Raw genomic sequence first — 19,966 nt, 5'->3', positions numbered from 1 at the left:
GAACAGATCACATCTCAGAAGTTGCCGCGAGCGTCCTGCTCACGCTCGATGGCCTCGAACAGGGCCTTGAAGTTGCCGATGCCGAAGCCGAGCGAGCCGTGGCGTTCGATCAGCTCGAAGAACACCGTCGGGCGATCGACCAGAGGCTTGGTGAAGATCTGCAGCAGATACCCGTCCTCGTCTCGGTCCACGAGAATTCCACGCTTCTGCAGTTCTTCGATCGGTACCCGAACGTTGCCGATGCGGGCCCGCAGTTCCGGGTCCTCGTAATACGAATCGGGGGTGGCGAGAAATTCGACGCCCGCTGTGCGCAGGGCATCGACCGAAGACAGGATGTCGTTGGTCGCGAGCGCCAGATGTTGTGCGCCCGGTCCTCGATAGAAGTCGAGGTACTCGTCGATCTGCGAGCGCTTCTTGGCGACGGCCGGCTCGTTCAGCGGAAACTTCACGCGGTGGTTGCCGTTGGAGACGACCTTGCTCATCAACGCCGAATAGTCGGTTGCGATGTCGGCTCCGACGAATTCGGCCATGTTCGTGAATCCCATGACCCGGTGGTAGAAGTTCACCCACTCGTCCATCTTGCCCAACTCGACGTTGCCCACCACGTGATCGAGAGCCTGAAAGATCCGCTTGGGTGCGCCTACCGGTCGCTGCAGTGCCGACGTCCGCGGCACGTAGCCGGGGAGGTACGCGCCGGTGTATCGGGATCGGTCGACCAACGAGTGCCGGGTGTCGCCGTAGGTGGCAATGGTCGCAATCCGCACCGTGCCGTGCTCGTCGGACATATCGGTCGGCTCCTGCAGTACTCGAGCGCCCTGCGCTCGCGCATGCTCGATGCATCGATCCACATCGGGGACGGCCAGTGAGATGTCGATGACGCCGTCGCCGTGGCGGGTGTGGTGGGCGACCAGATCGCTGTCGGGATCGACGGCTCCCTTGATGACGAAACGCACTGCGCCGGACTTGAGCACGTACGCGTGGTGGTCACGTTGGCCCGTTGTCGGGCCGGAGTAGGCAACGAGCTCCATGCCGAACGCGGACTGGAAGAAGTGCGCGGTCTGCGTCGCGTTGCCGACCACCCACACGATGGCGTCCCAGCCACTGACCGGAAAGGGATCTCGCTTGTCGTCGTACTCGACGAGTCCGACGAGCTGTCGAAGCTGATCGGCGTCGAGATCGGCCAATCTTTCGTCGTCGTTGAGAATGCTGTCGAGGCTCATGAAGTCTCCCGTTGGATCCGAGTGAGGGCGAACTGTTCCGATCAGCCCAACATTGAGGTGTGGGGGTGTCAATCGACAGTCTTCCGCCTATATGTGATGCACAGATAGAGCAGTGAAAGGTGGGAGTTGCTATACGATTCGTATAGCAAACGGGAGGTGCATGGTGGAATACGCTTTGGACGAGTTGGACCGAGCGATGCTCGCTGCGCTGTATGACAATTCGAGAATCGGCGTGCTCGAGCTGTCGCGAACGCTCGGTGTTGCACGTGCGACGGTGTCGGCCCGTCTGCAGCGCCTGGAGGACAGCGGCGTCATCACCGGTTATCAGCCGAGGATCCGTTTGGCCGCAGCAGGTTACGGGGTGCAGGCGTTCGTCACGTTGGAGATCGCCCAAGGCGCACTCGGCGACGTCATCGCAGTTCTGGAGCAGATACCCGGCGTGCTGGAGGCCTTCGCGACCACAGGTTCGGGAGATGTGCTGTGCCGGGTCGCGGCTGCCTCACATGACGATCTCCAGCGAACTCTGATCGTACTCAACCAATCTCGCACGGTTGCGCGGTCGACCAGTGTGGTCGTGCTGTCGGAACTGGTCGAGTTTCGAGCGATGCCGTTGCTGAACACGGCAGAACCCGATCGAACGCCGAAGGCCCCCGCCTACCGACCCACTCGTGAGTGAGGTTGGCGGGCAGGGTCCTTCGGCTCGCCACGTTAATTTGACGAAACGTCGACGAGTAGCCGCCCGTCCACGATTTCGACTACTTCGTCCATGTCGGACAGATGTGCGCGGTCATGGGTGACCACAACGGTCGCGGTGCCGTTGGTACGGGTCAAGGTGGCGATCAAATCGAGAATCGCTGCTCCTCGCTCGTGATCGAGTGCGCTTGTGGGTTCGTCGACCAGTAGTACTGCAGGGTTGCTCATCAAGGCTCGGGCGATATTGACCCGCTGTCGTTGCCCACCGGAGAGTTGATGCGGCCTCTTGTGCGCGTGCTCGCCGAGGCCGACAGCGTCGAGGAGCGTGAGTGCGGATATTTCGGCACCGCGGGGGGAGTGACCACCGAGGTGGGCGATGACCTGTAACTGCTCGATGGCGGTCAGCGACGGCAGCAGGTTCGGCTGTTGAAAGACAGTCCCGATCTTGTTGCGCCGTAGTGTTGTCAATTCTCTGCGAGTCATTGCGGCAGTGGGTGTTCCGTCGATCACGACGCGACCGCTGTCAGGGGTGATCAAGGTGGCCGCTACGGCGAGCAAGCTGGATTTACCGGAGCCGGACGGGCCGATCACGGCGGTCATCGTGCCCTTCTCGACGTGCAGATCTACGCAGTCCGTCGCCGTCGGGGTAGGTGAGAGTGATATCGGTCAGATGCAGGGTCATCGTGCGCTCCCGAGTGCAGTGAGGGGGTCAACGGAGGTAATTCGATTGATGGACAGAGCCGCGCCGACTGCGCCGAGGAGGACGATGAACAGCGCGGGTAGCACTACGGTGCCGAGGTCGAGGACGAATGGCACAGTGCCGCCGACGAGGCTGCCCACTCCTGCGGCCAAACCCGTCCCGACGACGGTGCCGACGGTCAGCAGCACGACCGCCTGACCGAGGGCATCTCGGAGCAGGTATGCGGTGGATGCTCCGAGAGCCTTGAGAACTGCGATGTCCCCACTGCGTTGGATGGTCCACACGGTGAAGAACGCCCCGATGACAAGTGCGGAAATGGCGAACAGGAACGCGCGCATCAGTTGCAGCGAACCGTTTTCCGAGCTGTAGGAGCCGACGGCGGACTTGGCGTCCGCGGTGGGCACCGTGTCGGTGCCGATCCGTTCGTCGGCCGCAGCGAGGTCGACATCGGTGTCGGTACTCAATCCGATCACGGTCGCGCGTAGTGGGCCTGCGGGGGCTCCACCGGACAATGTCTGCCAGGCCCCCAAATCCATGAAGATCACCGGGGTGTGACTGTAGGAGGCGTCGCCGTCGACAGCTGCGACCGTCAGCCGCTGTCCACCGAGCACGAAGTCCTCGCCGATTCCGACGTCCAGTTCCTCTGCGGCCGACGTGGACAGCACTGCGCTGCCGGTGCGGATCAGGTCCGATTCCGGTGCCAGAGTCGAGCCCGGCTGCACGCCGAGCGCAGAGATCGAGGCGCTGAGTGAGCCGGCCTCGGCTTTGGTGGTCGTGATGCCGAGCGGTTCCGCTCGCTGCACCCCATCCACTGCTGCCCACTGCTGCCAGGTGGATTCGGTGACGGTGCTGTCGGTGAACGACACCGAGTTGCGTTCCGTCGGTGCCGAGAACGTCAGATGGTCAGCCGGCAGATCGGTGACCGCCGATGTGCTTTCTCTGCCCAAGCCCGCAGTGAGTCCGGACAACAGACCGACCAACATCGTGATCAGGACGATGACGGTTCCCATCAGGGCGAACCGACCCTTGGCGAATCGTAGGTCTCTCCAGGCGACGAACACGTTTTCTGCCTTTCTCTGCGGACGACCGAATCAGGTATCCGGCAACTGTGTTCAACTCTCGCCCCAGCCTGGGCTCGCAGGCATCGACCGGGAGAGTGCAGTTCGCGAGTCGGAAGGATCACCGTCCGCTACACCTTTTGGCCGATGTCGGTCGGGTGCGAACCGCATAACCTGGACGTCGTTATGGATCCGTCGTCGCTCACCCCTGTCATGCGCATCCTGCGCGGGTGCTTACATCTGATGCTGGCGGCACTGCTCACGCTGTCGGTAGTACGTGCGGTCCAGGAGCGCGTACCGCACCTGACTGCGGTCATCGTGCTCGCCGTCGCCCTGGGCGTGGTGTACGCGGTGGGGGCTACCTGGCCGAGAGTGCGTCACTCCGGTGCAACTGCCGCTGGATGGCTACTGGCGGTCGGGATGGTGTGGACGGCATTGCTCGTGGTGAGCCCCGAAGCCGTCTACCTCGCGTTCCCGTTGTTCTTTCTTCAGCTCCATCTCCTGCCGACGACGTGGGGCCTGACGGCGGTTGTTTGGACCACCCTCACGGCGATCGCTGGATTCTGCTGGCATCGAGGAGGTTTCGAGGTCGGGGCAGTAGTCGGGCCCTCGCTCGGTGCCGCAGTCGCGATCGCGGTCGTTCTCGGCTACGAAGCGCTCTACCGCGAGAGCGAACAGCGGCGCACGCTCATCGAGGAGCTGACCGCCGCGCGCGGAGAGCTGGCAGCAGCGGAGCACGAAGCCGGGGTTCTCGCCGAACGTGAACGGCTGGCCCGTGAAATCCACGACACCCTGGCTCAGGGGCTGTCGAGTATCCACTTGCTGCTCCGCGCGGCCGAACGTCTACTCCCCGAACGGCCGGACGAGGCGAACAGGCATGTCGTACACGCCCGAGAAACGGCGTCGAGCAACCTCGAGGAGGCTCGTCGCTTCGTTCGTGCGCTGACCCCGCCGGATCTCGAGAACGGCTCGCTGCCTTCGGCGTTGGAACGATTGTGTGCTGGCACCTCTGCAGCTGCAGGGCTACCGGTCGACTGGCAGCTGTCCGGTCTACCGATACCCCTCCACACAGCACACGAGGTCGCTTTGCTGCGCATCGCTCAGTCCGCTCTGGCGAACGCCACGCAGCACGCCGACGCGACCCGGGTGACAGTAACTCTGAGCTTCATGGACACCGAGGTGGCGCTCGATGTCGTCGACGACGGTGTCGGCTTCGATCCCGACACCATCAGCGCTGGGGATCGCGGATTCGGACTACCGGGGATGAGGTCACGTGCTCGCTCGCTGCAGGGCACCCTGGTGGTGGAGTCGAGACCGGGCCAGGGCACTGCCGTCGCCGTCACTGTGCCGTTGGAGGTGCGAACATGATCCGTCTACTGATGGCCGACGACCATCCGATAGTGCGCGCAGGGTTGCGTGCGGTGCTCGAGACCGAGTCGGACTTCGTGATCATCGCCGAGGCGACGACGGCCGAGCAGGCGATCGAACTCTCCGCCGAACTCGAGATCGACGTGATTCTGATGGACCTGCAGTTCGGGCCCGGTATGCACGGCGTCGACGCTATTGCCGCCATTGCCGCCTCTCCCGGCGCACCGCACGTACTGGTACTGACGACCTACGACACCGACGCCGACATCCTCGCCGCTATCGAAGCCGGCGCGGTGGGCTACCTACTCAAAGACGCACCGCCTGATGATCTTTGTGCAGCTGTGCGCACTGCAGCAGCGGGAGGGTCGGCTCTCGCGCCCGCGGTCGCATCTCGACTGATGGACCGGATGCGGACACCCGGCAGCACATTGACATTGCGTGAGATCGAAGTACTGCAATTGGTGGCAGACGGCCACTCGAACGTGCAGGTCAGTCAAAGGCTGTTCCTGAGCCAGGCGACCGTCAAGTCCCATCTGGCCCATATCTACACGAAGTTGGGCGTGGATTCACGAACCTCTGCCGTGGCAGCTGCAGCGTCCAAGGGGTTGATCCGGCATGGGCAACATTGAGTTCGGCTCGTCCTCGCCGACCGAAGGGGTGATCGAGATGTCCCCGCGCCGCAACTTGCTGCCGTTCGTGCGCTGGGTGCCGTTGGCTTTGGTGCCGTTGCTGCTGCTGGCCAGCAACTTTCCGGACCAGTACCAGGTGCCGCTCTGGTACTGGTCAGCGGCGCTGGCCGCTGCGGTCGTCTTTCTGATGGGCGGACGGTGGCCGCTACCGGTCTCGCTCGCGCTGTCAGCGCTGGCGGTGCCGATGTTCCTCGCTCACGCGTGGGGATTGTCGGAGCTGGTTCCCTATCTCGGTGCGGCTGGCCTGGCCGAGGTGGCGATGCGTTCGAGACGGTCCGCCCCGGTGATCGTGGCCAGTGGGTGGTGGACGGTCGCGGTTCTGTGGGGGATTGCCGCCGGTGAGTCCTCGACCTTCTGGCGTCCCGCCACTGCGGTCGAGACTCTTGCCGTTGTCGGCTTGCCGTTGCTGTTCGGGCTGTATTTGCGTGCCCAGCGCCGCTTGGCCGCCACGTATCGGGCGCGAGCCGCCGACGCCGACATGCGAAGGCTGGAGGATTCGGCGCGGGCCCGCCTGGCCGAGCGCGCCGCGTTGGCCCGGGAGTTGCACGATCTGGTGGCCCATCACATGGCATCGATCGTGTTGCGGATCGGTGTCGCACAGCATGTCGTGGCCGAGGCCGACCCGCGCGTTCGAAGTGTGCTCGACGACGTCCACGCCACCGCGTCGGGTGCGCTGGACGACATCCGCAGACTTCTCGTAGCGCTTCGGGATCCCTCGCCCGGAGAGGTCGCGTCGGTGGAGGCCGATGCTGTGTCCACCGAGATCGCTGCAGCAATCGAGCGCACCCGCGCCACGGGGATCACCGTCGACGCCGAGGTGGATACCGACCTCGGCGAGCTGGACACGATCGGAAGGCTCACCCTGCTCCGGGTCGTCCAGGAGTCGTTGACCAATGTCATGAAGCACGCGGATCCTGATCAACCCGTGACTGTCTCGGTCGTCCGCGAGCACGACGGCGTGATCGCGTCCGTAGTCAGCCGTCTCGACGACCCTTCCGGGGCCGTCGACCCTGCCGGGCACGGATTGACCGGCATGGCCGAGCGTGTCGCGCTCGCCGGGGGCACGCTCGCGGTCGGCGCCGAGGACGGGAGCTGGTCCGTCCGTGCCGGACTCACCTTCTCCGATTCGGAGCGTGGACGATGATCCGCCTACTCATCGTCGACGACCAGCGCCTGGTCCGGGCCGGGCTGCGGATGCTCTGTGAGTCGACCGAGGATATCGATGTCGTCGGCGAAGGTGCCAACGGTGCGGAGGCGATTCGTCTGACCGCCGAAATGTCACCGGATGTCATCCTGATGGATCTGAGGATGCCGGGCCTCGACGGAATCGAGGCCACCAGACATATCCTGGGTTCCGGCTCGGCACCGAAGGTGCTGGTGCTCACCACTTTCGACGACGACGACCACCTCTACCCGGCTCTTGCGGCCGGAGCAGCAGGATTTCTCGTCAAGGACACCGAACCGGCCGAACTGTTGGACGCCATCCGTCGCGTCGCCGACGGCGAACTCCCGTTCTCCCCATACCTGTTGCGAAGGCTCGTGAACCGGGCAGTCGAGGAGGGGCGTGCTGTCGAGCGCACCGAGAACGTCGAGCTGAGCCCGCGGGAGATCGAGGTTCTCAGGCTTGTCAGTGAGGGCTTGGGAAATCAGGAGATCGCGGACTGTCTGCATCTGGGGGTCTCGACGGTCAAGACACACGTGGCGAATCTGATGGCAAAGACCGAGTGCAACAACAGAGTACGGCTGGCGGTGTGGGCCTACCGGCGCAGTTGACATCGACAGTGCACGATCGGTCGACGGCGCTCAATGGCCGCCGTGCTGCATGGGTGTGTCTGCAGGCATCTGCATCGGGGTTGCAGTCTGGTTCGGTCCGAGGACCAGGAATTGGCCCATCATGCCCTGATCCTCGTGCCTCATCAGATGGCAGTGGAACATGTAAGAAAACGTCGGGTCCGTGTACTCGGTGAACCGCAGTATCAACCGGATCGTAGTGCCGGGAGGAACGTAGACAGTGTCCTTCCACCCCGCCAGCGCAGGCAGAGGCTTCGCACCGTTGATGTCGAGGAGCTGAAACTGGACATCGTGCACGTGGAAGTTGTGCGGCCAGTTGTCCGCGTTGTGGATCGTCCACACCTCGGTGGTGTCGACGGCCGAGGTGAAATCGACGCGATTCATGTCCATCTGCTCGCCGTTGATCATGAACCACTGCAGTTCGAATCTACGCTCGGCGACTGCGGTGGCCGGTTCGAGGCGGGGGATATCGGCGAGCACAGCCGGCAACGCCCGGGATCGTTCGGGGTTGGGGACCGGTCGGAGCTCGAGCACGTCGAAGGAATCGGTCAGTCCGTAGTCGGATGCGATGTCGCGGTCGATTTCTGGCTGATCGTCGAACGGGAACGCGCGCAGCATCATCGGAGAACTACCGCCCGCCGCCACGACGATCTCGACTCGTTCTCCGGGGCTGAGGGTGATGCGGCTCAGCGGGAGCGGCTCGCTGAGCAGTCCACCGTCGCTGGCCAACATCGTGAAATCGCGGTCGTCGGCGAATCCGAGGTTGTACATTCGCCCTCCGGAACCGTTGAGGATTCGCAGTCGCACCAGTTCGGTGCTCACCTGCAAGCGCGCGCCGGTGATTCCATTCGTGATGATCGTGTCGCCGAGGAGGCCTGCATCGGTCGGGTCGGACTCGTCGAGAGCACCGTCTGCAGTGAACCGGCGATCCTGGATGATCAATGGGAAGTCATCCACACCATAGGTTTTCGGCAGATCGAGAGAGTCGGCATCCTCGTCGTCGACCAGGAAGATACCGGCCAGTCCCCGGTACGCATGTTTCTCGGTGGCACCGTGCGGGTGGGGGTGGTACCACAGCGTCGCCGCCGGCTGGTTCACAGTCCACGTCGGCTCCCAGCGTCCACCCGGTGTGATCGTTTGGTGGGGTCCGCCGTCGTATCGCGCCGGGACGTGCACACCGTGCCAGTGCACGGTGGTGTCTTCCGGCAGGGCGTTGTCGATGGTGAACGCGACCGTTTCGCCGCGCCGGGTCCGGATGGTCGGCCCCAGGATCGAACCGTCGAAACCCCATGTCGGGGTCAGCACACCCGGCAACATCTCGGTGCTGCCGGCCTGTGCGGTGAGCGTGAAGTGGCGGACACCGGCGGCGTCGACGGTGGAGTCCAGCAGGGGCGGCACCGGTAGTGGCCGGCGGCCGCCATCGGACGTCGCGGCCTCGACACCGGACGGGGCGGACCCCGGAGTAGACCTACTCGCAGCGCATCCCGCCGACAGGGCAATCGGCGCAGACGCCAACCCCACCAACAAGATTCGTCGGCTCAACGTGTTTCGGACCATGACGTTCACTGCACTCCCGGGTTTCTTGCGGTGTTCGATTACCTCGCGACACAAGCAAGTTTCCGGGGTTCGGCAGTCGCGGGCTTCCACCCGAGGGCCACGGCTGGCGGAGAAAAAATCCACCGCGGGGGCCTACCGCTACTTCAGAATCTGTGGTAGTTCCCTCGACTCCTGTCAGGCCGACACGATCCGACCTCGAACGTCACCGAATCCGATTCGGGCACCGTTCGGCCCAGGGGCGCTGGCGGCGATGACCACGTCGTCGCCGTCTTCGAGGAAGGTGCGAGTCTCCGCGCCGAGTGACACCGGTTCTTTTCCACCCCAGGTCAATTCGATGAACGCGCCGCGCTGATTCTTCTCCGGTCCCGAGATGGTGCCCGAGGCGAACAAATCGCCGGTTCGCGATGTTGCACCGTTGACGGTCTCGTGCGCGAGCATCTGAGCCGGCGACCAGTACATTGCACTGTAGGGCGGGTGCGAGACGACATGCCCGTTCCACACGACGGTCAGGTCGATATCGAGAGCCCAGGAACGAGATTCGCGGAGGTACTCGAGCGGCTCGGGGTCCTGAACCGGCGTCGAGGTTCGTGCCTGCTCCAGCGCGAGCAGGGGTACCACCCACGGCGAGATGGAGGTCGCGAAACTCTTGCCGAGGTTCGGCCCCAGCGGAACGTACTCCCAGGCCTGGATGTCGCGAGCCGACCAGTCGTTGACGATGACGGCTCCGAACACGTGGTCCGAGAACCGATCCGGCGATATTGGCCCGTCGGACGGAACGCCGACGACGAAGCCCATCTCGGCCTCGATGTCCAGTCGCCGACTCGGACCGAAGGTGGGCGACGCCTCGTCGGGTGCCTTGCGTTGGCCGCGAGGCCGGGTGATGTCGGTGCCGGAGACGACGACCGTGCCGGCCCGACCGTGGTACGCCACGGGCAGGTGCTTCCAATTCGGTAGCAGCGGTTCGGCGTCGGGGCGAAAGAGCCGGCCGAGGTTGGCTGCGTGATGCTCGGAGGCGTAGAAGTCCACGTAGTCGGCCACCTCGAACGGCAGGTGCATCGTCACGTCGGAAACGGGCACGATTGCTTCCGCGGGGGTCGTGCCACCGGCGAGCATGTCGGTGACCGACGAGCGGACCTCCACCCACCGACCGCGTCCGCGGGCCATGAACGCGTTCAGGCTTGCCGAAGAAAATTCTGGATCACCCAGAGCTGCGGATAGATCGATCACGTTGTCGCCGTAGCGGACTCCGACACGGGAATCCGTGCCCGGAGTGCTGAAAATGCCATAGGGGAGGTTGTCGATTCCGAACTCGGAATCGGCGGGAATGTCGATGTGCGTCATGAGCGGCGCTCCTAGGTCACAGAGGTGGGACGAGTCCGAGTCGGATGAGATCGTCCAGGGGTTCACGAATGTTGCAGGTGCCGAAGGAGGCGAAGGCGCGTTGGCCCTCGATCCCGGCGACGAGCCCGGCGAGGACGTCTGCGTCTCGGATCGCCAGGATCTTCTCGAGCTCGCCGACGCGAGCGCCGCTGTGCGCTGCTTCGGCCGCAAGAATCACGTTGAGGAAGCCGTGCTGCTCGAAACCGTTGTGGGGATCGGTGTTACGCGCCGCGTGATGCAGACCGGCGGTGGCCTTGAAATGAATCTCTCGCTGTGCCGCCTGGTAGATCGACGCGGCGAGCTCGTGTTCGTCTGGGTACTGGTCGGCCGTGACGCCACCGGTCCGGAACTTGGCGCGATACCCGAACTCGTCGACGGCGTCGAAGATGTCGTCTTTTCGGGAGTCCCGGGGAATCTCGACATAGATGTCGATGTCCTGAGTGATGTTGCGGAGCACATCGATGTCGGTGCCCTGGGGGACTGCGACTTCGATGGACACGACCGTCACGCCCGCCGTGCGGTCGGCGGCGCGTAGGCCTGCCTCCACACTGCCCGGCCCGGCAGGTGCGGTCAACGCCACCTCCATCCGAGCACCCAGGTCCAGCTCGCCCACCCGGTCCATCGGGACGACCAACGGGCCGACGAGGCCCGCGAATGTACTGCCCCGATACTCGAGGTGTTGTGCCACAGCAACATCGAGCGGCGCATTGCCGGGAGGGAAAGCGGCGGCGTCGTCGCACAGGCGACGGAAGAACGGAGGGATCATCGGTTCGGCCCCCGGCCTGCCCACGTCCACGCATAGCCGGTGTCCTCGCACGCGAGCGCACCCTCGCCGAGTTCGAGGGGGCGGAACGTATCGACCATGACGGCCAGTTCGTCGAAGAACTCGGCACCGATACTACGTTCGTAGGCACCGGGTTGCGGCCCATGAGCGTGACCGCCCGGATGTACCGAGATCGAGCCTTGCCCGATGCCCGAGCCCTTGCGGGCTTCGTAGTCGCCGCCGACGTAGAACATGATCTCGTCGGAGTCGACGTTGGAGTGGTAGTACGGCACCGGAATTGCCAATGGGTGGTAATCGACCTTGCGCGGCACGAAATTGCAGATCACGAAATTGGCCCCCTCGAATGCCTGATGCGCAGGCGGTGGTTGATGCACCCGGCCGGTGATCGGCTCGTAATCCGAGATGTTGAACGTGTATGGATACAGGCAACCGTCCCATCCCACCACGTCGAACGGGTGGTTGGGGTAGACGTATCGGGTTCCGACGATGCCCGTCGAACCACGATGTTTGACAAGCACTTCGACGTCGCTGCCGTCGGCCAGAAGAGGCTCGGTGGGGCCGCGGAGATCGCGTTCGCAGTACGGAGCGTTCTCGAGCAGCTGGCCGAACTTCGACAGAAAGCGCTTGGGCGGTGCAATGTGACTGTTGGCCTCGATGGCGTAGGCGCGCAGGGTGCCGTCGGGAATCCAGCGGTGCGTCGTGGCACGCGGAATGAGCACGTAGTTGCCTTGCCGCGCCTCGAGGGTTCCGAACACGGTTTCGACGGTGGCTGAACCGGATTCGATGTAGACCATCTCGTCGCCGATCGAATTGCGATACAGCGGTGAGATTTTCGATGCGACGACGTAGGAGAGTCGGACGTCGGCGTTGCCGAGGACGAGCCGGCGACCGGTGACGACGTCGGTGTCGGCGACGACGGAGTCCGGAAACAGCTCGTGCAACTTCAAGTGCCGCGGCTTCAGTGGGTGATTCGGGGTGGTCGTCTGGTCAGGCAGATCCCAGACCGTGGCGTCGACGATGGCCGACGGAATGTGGCGGTGATAGAGCAGAGACGAGTCCGAAGAGAAGCCCTCCTCGCCCATCAGCTCCTCGAAGTAGAGGTTGCCGTCGGGAGTTCGGTGCTGGGTGTGCCGCTTCGGCGGTACCGATCCGAGCTGCCGGTAATAGGCCACGCCATCGCTCCTGTGTTGTGTTCACCGCTTGTAGTAAACACATTAACTATTTTTACGTGATCTACGCAACCCTCAGTTGCGTCCCCGGACGTCGAATTGGCTGCGGTGGGTGATGAGTTTGGTCAACAGCATCACCAGGATCCGCTGCTCGGGTTCGGTGAGCGCGCTGGCCCACGCGTTCTCCCGTTCGTTCTGTTCGGCGAACGCCTCGACCATCTCGTCGTGCCCCTGGGCGGTGAGGGCGAGGCGCACCGAACGCCCGTCCTCCTCGTCGGGAGTACTGGCGAGCAGTCCGCTGGAGATGAGGGTCTTGGACAGGTTGGATACGGCCGCGCGGCTCATACCCGTCAGCTCGGCCGCCCGCTTGGGCTCGATCGGGCCCGACAACCACGTGACGAACATCAGCCGGAACGACGACCACGACCAGCCTCGCGGGCGATGAACCGTCGCTTCGAGGTCGTAGGTGACGATGTTCGACGCCCGGTTCAGGGTCAGTAGTACCTCGGTGGCCAGCTGGTGCTCGAACCCGTAGTCCCGGGCCAGCGTGGTGTTGGCGGTGTCGATGAACGACCAGAAATCGGGCTCGGGTGAATCGGTCACAGATTCACTGTAGCCATGAACTCATCTGATCAACACCTTTATTACTTCCGTACGCGCGATTCGTGTCTCATCCCGCAGGGGCCATGATGGACCCATGAGCTCGAAGAACCTGTTCGGTGGCCCACGGACCCTGCTGATCGTGGCAGCAGTGGTCATCGTGATCGCACTCGTCGCTGCCGCCGCAACGCTGATCGTCCGTGCCGTCCTCGGACCGCCCGAGGGCGAGAACAAGTTCGAGATTCAGGGCTACTCCGTCGTGCAGGTAGATCCCCAGGTCAACGACCTCGCGCTCGCCACACGCTAGCCGACTCCGCACCGACCCGCGGGTCGTGAGTCTGCTGAAAATTGCGGCCACCGCGCGCGAAAGTCTGCAGTGTCGCCGCGGGAACGTCGGGTTCGGGAACGGGTTCGCTCGTCCAGTCGCAGTCCCGCACGAAGATCATGTTCGACGCCACCGCGTCGGCGCTGCGATCCTCACGTAGAGGACCGGAAATTCGCCCGAGAAAGAACTCGCCACGCTCGGTGCGCGTCCATACGAAAGATCCGTCCGGAACCTGCTCGAAGCGCTCGACGCGTCGTAGCGAGCGTTCGTCGTCGGCCGCCATTCCACACAGTCCGTAGGTGAGGGCGCGCTCGACGCCGTCCGGCATCGGTGCGCGATAGACGGCATTCGGCATGCACTCGAGCCTAGCCATGCTGGCCGCAGGGCCCAATCGGTGCTAAGTTGAAGATTCAACCTAAGCATTCGAGGGACCCGCCATGACATCTGTGATCAACCCGCCCGTCGCGGGAGCAGCGTTCGACGCATTTCTCGCCGATACCGCACCCGCGAGCCGGTCACAGGAACTGTGGACTCCGAGCGATGGTCCGATGCCCGCCCTGTACATCAGCCACGGCGCACCCCCGGTCTTCGACGACGCACTCTGGATGGACCAGCTGTTCACCTGGTCGCAGTCGATGCCCAAGCCGAAGGCGATCCTCATCGTCAGCGCGCACTGGGAGGAGGCCCCGCTGAGCCTGTCCGCGTCGGCGGCTGCGACCCCGCTGGTCTACGACTTCGGCGGTTTCGCCCAACGCTACTTCTCGATGGAATACCGGACGCCCGACGCGGAGGCTTTGGCCGCACGGGTGGCCGCGGCACTCCCGGCGTCGGAGAACCTGCACCGCCACAGCTCCCGCGGCCTCGATCACGGTGCCTGGGTTCCGCTGAAAGTGATGTACCCGTACGGCGACGTCCCCGTTCTCCAGTTGAGCTTGCCGACGCATGCTCCCGACCGGCTGATGGCCATCGGCGCAGCGCTCAAAGAATTGCGCGCGGAGGGTGTGCTGGTCATCGGTTCCGGATTCATGACGCACGGACTGCCGTTCCTCTCGCGCGAGAACTTCGCCACCAACACCGTGCCGACCTGGTCGGAGGACTTCGATCTCTGGGCGGCCGACGCGTTGGCGCGTGGTGACGTCGCAACGTTGGCGGACTTCCGCAGCGCCGCACCGGGTATGCCGTATGCCCACCCCACCGTCGAACATTTCACGCCTTTGTTCGTCACGCTCGGTGCCGCCGAGAACCCGGAAGCTCCGGTGACCACAGCCATCACCGGTTTCCAGTTCGGCTTGGCGAAGCGGTCGTTCGCCGTCGCGTAAACCTCGAGGTCATACAGTGGACCGATGACAGATGCCACCGGTCCACTCGCAGGGCTTGTCGTCGCGGATTTCTCTCGCGTACTCGCAGGCCCGTACGCGACGATGATGCTCGGCGACATGGGTGCCGAGGTCATCAAGATCGAAAGGCCCGGGATCGGTGACGACACCCGATCGTGGGGACCACCGTACGACTCTGCCGGTACGGCAACGTATTTCAATTCGGTCAATCGCAACAAGGCGTCGAGGTTCATCGACCTGCAATCCGAGGGCGGCGTAGCCGAGGCGCAGGAGATCGTTTCGGGCGCAGACATTCTGATCGAGAACTTCCGAGCCGGAGCGATGGACCGGCTCGGACTGGGCTACTCGAATCTGGCTCCAACGAATCCCGGTCTGATCTACTGCTCGATCACCGGCTTCGGTACCGGCGGAGGCTCCGCGTTGCCCGGATACGATCTGGTGGTGCAGGCCGTCGGCGGTCTGATGAGCGTCACCGGCCCCGATTCCTCGACGCCCACCAAAGTGGGAGTGGCGATGGTCGACATCGTCACCGGACTGCACGCACTCAGCGGAATCCTTGCGGCACTGCATCATCGATCGAGCACCGGTGCGGGTCAGCAGGTGCATACCTCACTGATGGCGTCGGTCCTGTCCGCGTTGAGCAACCAGTCCTCGGCTTATCTCGGGGCAGGCGTCGTACCGCGGCCGATGGGCAACAAGCACCCGTCGCTCGTACCGTACGAGGTGTTCGAGACCGCCGACCGTCCGCTCGCGTTGGCAGTGGGCAACGACCGGCAATTCTCGGAGCTTGCCGATGTGCTGGCTATGCCGAAACTGGCTGCAGACGACCGCTTCTCGTCCAACTCTGCTCGCGTCGAACATCGAGATCAGTTGGTCGACATCCTGAACTCGGCGCTGCAGACGCGCACGGCGGACGAATGGTACAGAGAATTGATGGCCCGCAACGTTCCCGCGGGGCCGGTCAATTCGATCGACGAGGCCTTCGCTTTCGCGGAGTCGCTCGGGCTCGAACCGCGCGTCCAGGTTCCGGGAGCAGCGGCCGACGGCGTCCGCAATCCTCTGGATTTCTCGGCCACTCCGGTGAACTACCGCTTGCCACCGCCCGCCGGGATCTAGTTCAACGCCCACTTCACCGACACGGACACGCTGACGGTCTGTTGTCCCGGCTCGATGGGCACTGCCGTGTCGAACGAACTGGCGGACTCGCCGAACGACCTCGGCTGCTCCTGGCCGGTGATCGACTCCGTGATCGACAGAACGTCCCCGAGTTCTCCGCCTGCGAGCGACGCGTACTGCTCGGCGCGATCGCGGGCGTCGGCGAACGCCCTGGACCGGGCATCGGCGATCAGCTCGGAATCGTCGTCGATCTTGAAGGAGACCCCGGAGATGCGGGTCGCGTTTCCGCCGGCCGACGTGGCGTCTCCCAGGACTGCGGATGCCTTCGACAGGTCGCGAACCGTGACCTGCAGGGTGTTGGTTGCCTGATATCCGGAAATCGCCGAGGTGCCGCCCGGCAGTGCGCCGGAGTACTGCGGATCGATCGACACCTGCTGAGTCTGTATGTCCTCACGAGCGACACCGGCCGCGACAACCGCGTCCGTGACGTCACTCACGGCCGCATTCGCCTGTTCGATGGCGGCGGTGACGTCCTCGGCCGTGGCCTGAACGCCGATCTGGGTCGTCAACATGTCCGGCGCACCTTGCACTTCTCCCACGCCGTTGACATTCACTCCCGGAGGTCCATCGGCAGACGAGGTCGCTGGACTGCTGCAGCCCGCGGTCAACGCTACGGCCAGCGTCAGGGCCGATAAGCACGATCCGAACATCCATCGATTTCGACTCATCGCCGTAGTGTCCACCATGACAGGCGAATTGGAAAGACTCAGGGCTTGCGATACTCGGCGTCGAACGTCACGGTGACCTCGTCCACCACCTTCATGGCTCCGAACATCTGCGAATACGGTGTGATCTTGTAATCCGATTGACGCACAGCAGTTTCCGAAACGAGATGCCACCGATCTCCGAGGTCGGTGACGTTCACATCCACGGTGACCTCCCTCGAAACGCCGTGGATCTCCGCAATGCCGGTCAGTCGAAATCCGGTGTCGACGGCGGTGATATCGGTCGATCGGAATGTGATCGACGGGTATCGGCCGGCGTCGAAGCTCTTGAGCGCGTTGGCTTTCGCCACTATCTTCTCCGGTCCGATCAAGGGCGTCAGTCCACCCTCGCCGTGGATCACATCGATCGATCCCACCTCGGCGTCCAGGGTGACCGCGGTGGGTGCGTTCCCAGACCACTCGACGGTGGCGGTCCAGGAGGTCACCGCAATCGTGAGGCGATGCCCCATCTTGGATGCCTTTCCGGTGACATCCGTCCGGACAGCCAACTGCCCGCCGTGCGATGCGTCGAGCGTCCAGGTCTCGGTACTCATACCCCGACTGTATCGGTCCTGCAGAACCGATGAAGGGACGCGGCGCAGGTGGTTAGGGTGGAGCTATGTTCTCCAATTCCCCTCGAACATTCGTCGCCGACGCCCTCCGCGGTTTCGTCGCCGCCACCGACGACGTCACGTGGCATGCCGATCCCGGATTTCTGACCCGCCGCTACCGCATCTCCGACGGTCAGGTCGCCCTGCTGTCCGGTGGGGGATCGGGCCACGAGCCGCTGCACGCCGGCTTCATCGGACGCGGCATGCTCACCGGCGCGTGCCCGGGCCTGATCTTCACCTCACCCAACGCGCTCCAGGTACACGAGGCATCGAAGGCCGTGGACTCCGGCGGCGGAGTGCTGCACATCGTGAAGAACTACACCGGCGACGTGATGAACTTCAAGATCGCCCGAGAGCTGTTGCAGGAAGACGGTATTGCGGCCGACGTCGTTCTCGTCGACGACGACGTGGCCAGTGAGAGCGAGGACGGTCCAGGTCGACGCGGCACCGCAGCAACCATCGTCGTCGAAAAGGTGTGCGGCGCAGCAGCAGAACGCGGCGACAGCCTGCAGGCGGTGGTCGCGCTGGGGCGTCGAACCGCGGAGAACGCACGCAGCATGGCGGTTGCACTGAACCCGCCCACCTTGCCGGGAGCAGACGAACCGTCCTTCGAATTGCCCAAGGAAGAGATCGAACTCGGCATCGGTATTCACGGAGAACGCGGCACCGACCGTGTGTCCCAGCTGCCCGCTCAGGAAATCGTTCAGAAGCTGACCGAGCCCATCGTGGATTCGCTCGGATTGAAGTCGGGCGAAACGGTGATCGCGATCGTCAACGGGCTCGGGGCAACGCATCCGCTCGAACTGCATCTGCTGTTCGGTGAGCTCTCGGAATACCTGCACGGCAAAGGGATCGAGATCTCTCGCTCACTGGTCGGGAGTTTCGTCACCGCGCTGAACATGGGCGGAGCCTCGATCACCCTGGTGCGCGCCGACGACGAGATGCTCGAACTCTGGGACGCACCCACCGACGCACCCGGCTGGCCCAACGCATCGAGCCGTGGCGCGAAACCGGTGGCCGAACGCGGCGCATTCGGACCGACCTTCACGCCGTCCGACAGCGGCGACCGATCGGCGTTCGTCTCGGAGTGGATCGGGTCGTGGGCGCAGCGGGTACTCGACGAGGAACCGGCCCTGACCGAGCTGGACCGCAAGGCAGGCGACGGCGATTTCGGAACCAACATGGTGGCCGCCCTCGAACAGCTCGATCTGGACGCTGTGAAGGAAAGCTACTCGGCAGCCACGGTATTCGAAGCGGTGAGCGAGGCCTACCTCGGCCACGCCGGCGGTACGTCCGGAGCGCTGTTCGGCATCTGGTTCCGCCAGTTCTATCGGACGATGCTGGAATCCGAGCCGGATCTCGCGGCTATCGGACAGGCCGCCAGGGCAGGACTCGACAGCATCACCGAACTCGGCGGCGCACGGGTGGGCGACAAGACGATGGTCGACGCCATCGCCCCCGCCGTCGACGCGCTCGAGAAAGACGGCGGCACCCTGCAGGACGCCGCCGACGCCGCAAAAGCCGGAGCCGAATCGACGAAGGACATTACCGCCAACCGTGGCCGCGCCAGCTACGTCGGTGAGGCCGCGCGGGGCGTCGTCGACCCTGGTGCCCTGGTCATGGCCTGGTTCTTCGAGGCAGCGGCGAGCGCGTCTAGCTCAGAGAACTGAGAAACACCGCCGCGATCGCTTCGAGGCCGGCCTGATCGTCGGCGTCGAAGCGGTCGGGAACAGGGCTGTCCAGATCGAACACACCGATCAGGGTCTCGCCCTGATACAGGGGTACGACGACCTCGGAACGGGTGTTGGCATCGCACGCGATGTGGCCGGGGAAGGCGTGGACGTCGGCCACTCGCTGTGTCTCGCGGGTCGTCGCGGCAGCGCCGCACACTCCTTTGTCCAGAGCAATGCGCACGCATGCAGGCTGACCCTGAAACGGCCCGACGACCAGTTCGGTGCCGTCGTACAGGTAGAAGCCGACCCAATTGACCTCGGGCAGAGCGTGATACACCAGCGCGGAGAGATTGGCTGCGTTGGCGACGAGGTTCGATTCCTCGAACACCAGGCCGCGTGCCTGTTCGGTGAGCTGCTGGTACTGCTCGACCTTGGATCCGTTCAATTCGGTCGCGGTGAAAGACATGCGCCGAGTTTAAGCGCACACCCCAGCACCACCAGATACGCCGACATCCCGCCCACCTGAATCCGCTGAGCGACGCCGAGCCCGTGGTCGCCGGGCAGATTGTCGGCGATCAACAGCCATGCCGTCGCCAGGGTCGTGACTGCCAGCACCGCGACACCGAGCGTCCGAAGCAGGGGATAGACCTCGTACCGAAACGCAGCCAGCGTGAACGCGACCATGACCGTGAAGATGGCGAACACCGCGATTGTGCTGGTGAGAGCGTGAAGATGGTGGAGTTGCGGGAAGAGCCCGCTGGGTTCGATCGGGCAACTCGGATCGTCGGCCGCGACACACTCGAGGGGGAGTTTCGCGTCGGCGATGGTTGCGATACCGAAGATGCCCGACGCCACCCAGCCGGTGACGACGAGCCGTCGACGCGGGGTTGCCAGGAAGCCGAGGACCGCGGCGAGAATCATCAGCGAACCCGTGACGACGTCTGCGGTGGAGAAGAATTCGCGGTACGGCTGATCGCGGGCGTCGAGTTCGCTGAGGAACGATGTGGTGGGGTCGAGTCCGGTGTCGAGGAAGAATTCGGCCACCCACGCGGAATACAGCAGTCCGGCGAGGACCAAGCAGATCGCCACTACGACACGGCGGATATCCACGCCTTCGGTTCTCGAACGCAC

Annotated in this window: 21 protein-coding genes and 1 pseudogene; 9 read left to right on the top strand and 13 right to left on the bottom strand. The window is 64.1% G+C overall.

What is annotated here, in order from left to right:
* Positions 1-14: 14 nt before the first annotated feature.
* Positions 15-1,220, bottom strand: a complete 1,206-nt coding sequence (hppD, locus tag R4P47_RS23040) for a 4-hydroxyphenylpyruvate dioxygenase (protein ID WP_317785871.1) — start codon at positions 1,218-1,220, stop codon at positions 15-17.
* Positions 1,221-1,380: 160 nt separating this feature from the next.
* Between hppD and R4P47_RS23035 the strand changes: the two genes are divergently transcribed.
* Entirely contained in the window at positions 1,381-1,896 is a 516-nt protein-coding gene (locus R4P47_RS23035) for an Lrp/AsnC family transcriptional regulator (protein WP_317785870.1), read from the top strand.
* Positions 1,897-1,928: 32 nt separating this feature from the next.
* On the opposite strand, the pseudogene R4P47_RS23030 reads toward R4P47_RS23035, so the two are convergent.
* Both R4P47_RS23030 and R4P47_RS23025 read right to left on the bottom strand, forming a co-directional pair.
* A pseudogene (locus R4P47_RS23030) lies at positions 1,929-2,595 on the bottom strand (ABC transporter ATP-binding protein).
* Positions 2,592-3,674: an ABC transporter permease gene (locus tag R4P47_RS23025; protein ID WP_317785869.1), complete on the bottom strand. Its 1,083-nt coding sequence runs from the start codon at positions 3,672-3,674 to the stop codon at positions 2,592-2,594. The pseudogene R4P47_RS23030 and the gene R4P47_RS23025 overlap by 4 nt, the downstream one beginning before the upstream one ends.
* Before the next feature lie 183 nt (positions 3,675-3,857).
* On the opposite strand from R4P47_RS23025, the gene R4P47_RS23020 reads away from it, so the two are divergent.
* From R4P47_RS23020 to R4P47_RS23005, 4 genes are read left to right on the top strand one after another with little or no spacing between them, the layout of a single operon-like run.
* Positions 3,858-5,039 (top strand): sensor histidine kinase, encoded by a 1,182-nt coding sequence (locus R4P47_RS23020; protein WP_317785868.1) that lies wholly within the window; start codon positions 3,858-3,860, stop codon positions 5,037-5,039.
* A complete protein-coding gene (locus R4P47_RS23015) occupies positions 5,036-5,668 on the top strand; it encodes a response regulator transcription factor (protein ID WP_317785867.1) in 633 nt (210 codons plus the stop codon). The genes R4P47_RS23020 and R4P47_RS23015 overlap by 4 nt, the downstream gene beginning before the upstream one ends.
* On the top strand, positions 5,655-6,872 hold the full coding sequence (locus R4P47_RS23010) for a sensor histidine kinase (RefSeq protein WP_317785866.1): 1,218 nt from the start codon (positions 5,655-5,657) through the stop codon (positions 6,870-6,872). Before R4P47_RS23015 ends, R4P47_RS23010 begins: the two co-directional genes overlap by 14 nt.
* Positions 6,869-7,501, top strand: a complete 633-nt coding sequence (locus tag R4P47_RS23005; RefSeq protein WP_094634103.1) for a response regulator — start codon at positions 6,869-6,871, stop codon at positions 7,499-7,501. Before R4P47_RS23010 ends, R4P47_RS23005 begins: the two co-directional genes overlap by 4 nt.
* 30 nt (positions 7,502-7,531) lie before the next feature.
* On the opposite strand, the gene R4P47_RS23000 is transcribed toward R4P47_RS23005, so the two are convergent.
* The 5 genes from R4P47_RS23000 to R4P47_RS22980 all read right to left on the bottom strand — a co-directional run bounded on the left by R4P47_RS23000 (position 7,532) and on the right by R4P47_RS22980 (position 13,012).
* Positions 7,532-9,076 carry a multicopper oxidase family protein gene (locus R4P47_RS23000; RefSeq protein WP_317785877.1) on the bottom strand — a complete coding sequence of 515 codons (1,545 nt, stop codon included), beginning with the start codon at positions 9,074-9,076 and terminating at the stop codon, positions 7,532-7,534.
* 174 nt (positions 9,077-9,250) lie between these two features.
* Positions 9,251-10,417 carry a fumarylacetoacetase gene (fahA, locus tag R4P47_RS22995; protein ID WP_317785865.1) on the bottom strand — a complete coding sequence of 389 codons (1,167 nt, stop codon included), beginning with the start codon at positions 10,415-10,417 and terminating at the stop codon, positions 9,251-9,253.
* Between the two features lie 16 nt (positions 10,418-10,433).
* Positions 10,434-11,222, bottom strand: a complete 789-nt coding sequence (locus R4P47_RS22990) for a hypothetical protein (protein WP_317785864.1) — start codon at positions 11,220-11,222, stop codon at positions 10,434-10,436.
* Entirely contained in the window at positions 11,219-12,412 is a 1,194-nt protein-coding gene (locus tag R4P47_RS22985) for a homogentisate 1,2-dioxygenase (RefSeq protein ID WP_317785863.1), read from the bottom strand. Before R4P47_RS22985 ends, R4P47_RS22990 begins: the two co-directional genes overlap by 4 nt.
* Before the next feature lie 72 nt (positions 12,413-12,484).
* Positions 12,485-13,012 carry a MarR family winged helix-turn-helix transcriptional regulator gene (locus R4P47_RS22980; RefSeq protein WP_317785862.1) on the bottom strand — a complete coding sequence of 176 codons (528 nt, stop codon included), beginning with the start codon at positions 13,010-13,012 and terminating at the stop codon, positions 12,485-12,487.
* A 94-nt stretch (positions 13,013-13,106) separates the two neighbouring features.
* On the opposite strand from R4P47_RS22980, the gene R4P47_RS22975 reads away from it, so the two are divergent.
* Positions 13,107-13,316, top strand: a complete 210-nt coding sequence (locus tag R4P47_RS22975; protein WP_094634107.1) for a hypothetical protein — start codon at positions 13,107-13,109, stop codon at positions 13,314-13,316.
* Here the strand turns inward: R4P47_RS22975 and R4P47_RS22970 are convergent.
* Positions 13,288-13,689, bottom strand: a complete 402-nt coding sequence (locus R4P47_RS22970; protein WP_317785861.1) for a GAF domain-containing protein — start codon at positions 13,687-13,689, stop codon at positions 13,288-13,290. The genes R4P47_RS22975 and R4P47_RS22970 overlap by 29 nt on opposite strands.
* Before the next feature lie 82 nt (positions 13,690-13,771).
* On the opposite strand from R4P47_RS22970, the gene R4P47_RS22965 reads away from it, so the two are divergent.
* Both R4P47_RS22965 and R4P47_RS22960 read left to right on the top strand, forming a co-directional pair.
* Entirely contained in the window at positions 13,772-14,653 is an 882-nt protein-coding gene (locus tag R4P47_RS22965; protein WP_317785860.1) for a class III extradiol ring-cleavage dioxygenase, read from the top strand.
* A 24-nt stretch (positions 14,654-14,677) separates the two neighbouring features.
* Entirely contained in the window at positions 14,678-15,787 is a 1,110-nt protein-coding gene (locus R4P47_RS22960; protein WP_317785859.1) for a CoA transferase, read from the top strand.
* On the opposite strand, the gene R4P47_RS22955 is transcribed toward R4P47_RS22960, so the two are convergent.
* Together R4P47_RS22955 and R4P47_RS22950 are read right to left on the bottom strand one after the other, a co-directional pair.
* Complete coding sequence (locus R4P47_RS22955; protein WP_317785876.1) at positions 15,784-16,497, bottom strand: SIMPL domain-containing protein; 714 nt, start codon at positions 16,495-16,497, stop codon at positions 15,784-15,786. The two genes, R4P47_RS22960 and R4P47_RS22955, sit on opposite strands and share 4 nt — an antisense overlap.
* A gap of 56 nt (positions 16,498-16,553) precedes the next feature.
* Complete coding sequence (locus tag R4P47_RS22950) at positions 16,554-17,105, bottom strand: YceI family protein (RefSeq protein WP_149407206.1); 552 nt, start codon at positions 17,103-17,105, stop codon at positions 16,554-16,556.
* A 65-nt stretch (positions 17,106-17,170) separates the two neighbouring features.
* Here R4P47_RS22950 and dhaL point away from each other — a divergent pair, with 65 nt between their 5' ends.
* The gene (gene dhaL, locus R4P47_RS22945; RefSeq protein ID WP_317785858.1) at positions 17,171-18,832 is read left to right on the top strand and encodes a dihydroxyacetone kinase subunit DhaL; all 1,662 of its coding nucleotides are present in this window, start codon (positions 17,171-17,173) and stop codon (positions 18,830-18,832) included.
* Here the strand turns inward: dhaL and R4P47_RS22940 are convergent.
* On the bottom strand, positions 18,816-19,301 hold the full coding sequence (locus R4P47_RS22940; RefSeq protein ID WP_317785857.1) for a GAF domain-containing protein: 486 nt from the start codon (positions 19,299-19,301) through the stop codon (positions 18,816-18,818). The genes dhaL and R4P47_RS22940 overlap by 17 nt on opposite strands.
* Positions 19,277-19,966: a DUF998 domain-containing protein gene (locus R4P47_RS22935; RefSeq protein WP_317549019.1), complete on the bottom strand. Its 690-nt coding sequence runs from the start codon at positions 19,964-19,966 to the stop codon at positions 19,277-19,279. The genes R4P47_RS22940 and R4P47_RS22935 overlap by 25 nt, the downstream gene beginning before the upstream one ends.

Source organism: Rhodococcus sp. IEGM 1370, from assembly GCF_033142325.1.
Classification (GTDB): Bacteria; Actinomycetota; Actinomycetes; order Mycobacteriales; family Mycobacteriaceae; genus Rhodococcoides.
This window is presented reverse-complemented; position numbering and strand designations above follow the sequence as displayed.

Excerpts from the sequence above, each read along its gene's own strand:
- R4P47_RS22965 (WP_317785860.1), top strand. The coding sequence starts at position 13,772 with ATGACATCTGTGATCAACCCGCCCGTCGCGGGAGCAGCGTTCGACGCA.
- fahA (WP_317785865.1), bottom strand. The coding sequence starts at position 10,417 with ATGACGCACATCGACATTCCCGCCGATTCCGAGTTCGGAATCGACAAC.
- R4P47_RS23005 (WP_094634103.1), top strand. The coding sequence starts at position 6,869 with ATGATCCGCCTACTCATCGTCGACGACCAGCGCCTGGTCCGGGCCGGG.
- R4P47_RS22940 (WP_317785857.1), bottom strand. The coding sequence starts at position 19,301 with ATGTCTTTCACCGCGACCGAATTGAACGGATCCAAGGTCGAGCAGTAC.
- R4P47_RS23035 (WP_317785870.1), top strand. The coding sequence starts at position 1,381 with ATGGTGGAATACGCTTTGGACGAGTTGGACCGAGCGATGCTCGCTGCG.
- R4P47_RS23015 (WP_317785867.1), top strand. The coding sequence starts at position 5,036 with ATGATCCGTCTACTGATGGCCGACGACCATCCGATAGTGCGCGCAGGG.
- R4P47_RS23020 (WP_317785868.1), top strand. The coding sequence starts at position 3,858 with ATGGATCCGTCGTCGCTCACCCCTGTCATGCGCATCCTGCGCGGGTGC.
- dhaL (WP_317785858.1), top strand. The coding sequence starts at position 17,171 with ATGTTCTCCAATTCCCCTCGAACATTCGTCGCCGACGCCCTCCGCGGT.
- R4P47_RS22975 (WP_094634107.1), top strand. The coding sequence starts at position 13,107 with ATGAGCTCGAAGAACCTGTTCGGTGGCCCACGGACCCTGCTGATCGTG.
- R4P47_RS22970 (WP_317785861.1), bottom strand. The coding sequence starts at position 13,689 with ATGCCGAATGCCGTCTATCGCGCACCGATGCCGGACGGCGTCGAGCGC.
- R4P47_RS22990 (WP_317785864.1), bottom strand. The coding sequence starts at position 11,222 with ATGATCCCTCCGTTCTTCCGTCGCCTGTGCGACGACGCCGCCGCTTTC.
- R4P47_RS22950 (WP_149407206.1), bottom strand. The coding sequence starts at position 17,105 with ATGAGTACCGAGACCTGGACGCTCGACGCATCGCACGGCGGGCAGTTG.
- R4P47_RS22960 (WP_317785859.1), top strand. The coding sequence starts at position 14,678 with ATGACAGATGCCACCGGTCCACTCGCAGGGCTTGTCGTCGCGGATTTC.
- hppD (WP_317785871.1), bottom strand. The coding sequence starts at position 1,220 with ATGAGCCTCGACAGCATTCTCAACGACGACGAAAGATTGGCCGATCTC.
- R4P47_RS23000 (WP_317785877.1), bottom strand. The coding sequence starts at position 9,076 with ATGGTCCGAAACACGTTGAGCCGACGAATCTTGTTGGTGGGGTTGGCG.
- R4P47_RS23010 (WP_317785866.1), top strand. The coding sequence starts at position 5,655 with ATGGGCAACATTGAGTTCGGCTCGTCCTCGCCGACCGAAGGGGTGATC.
- R4P47_RS22955 (WP_317785876.1), bottom strand. The coding sequence starts at position 16,497 with ATGTTCGGATCGTGCTTATCGGCCCTGACGCTGGCCGTAGCGTTGACC.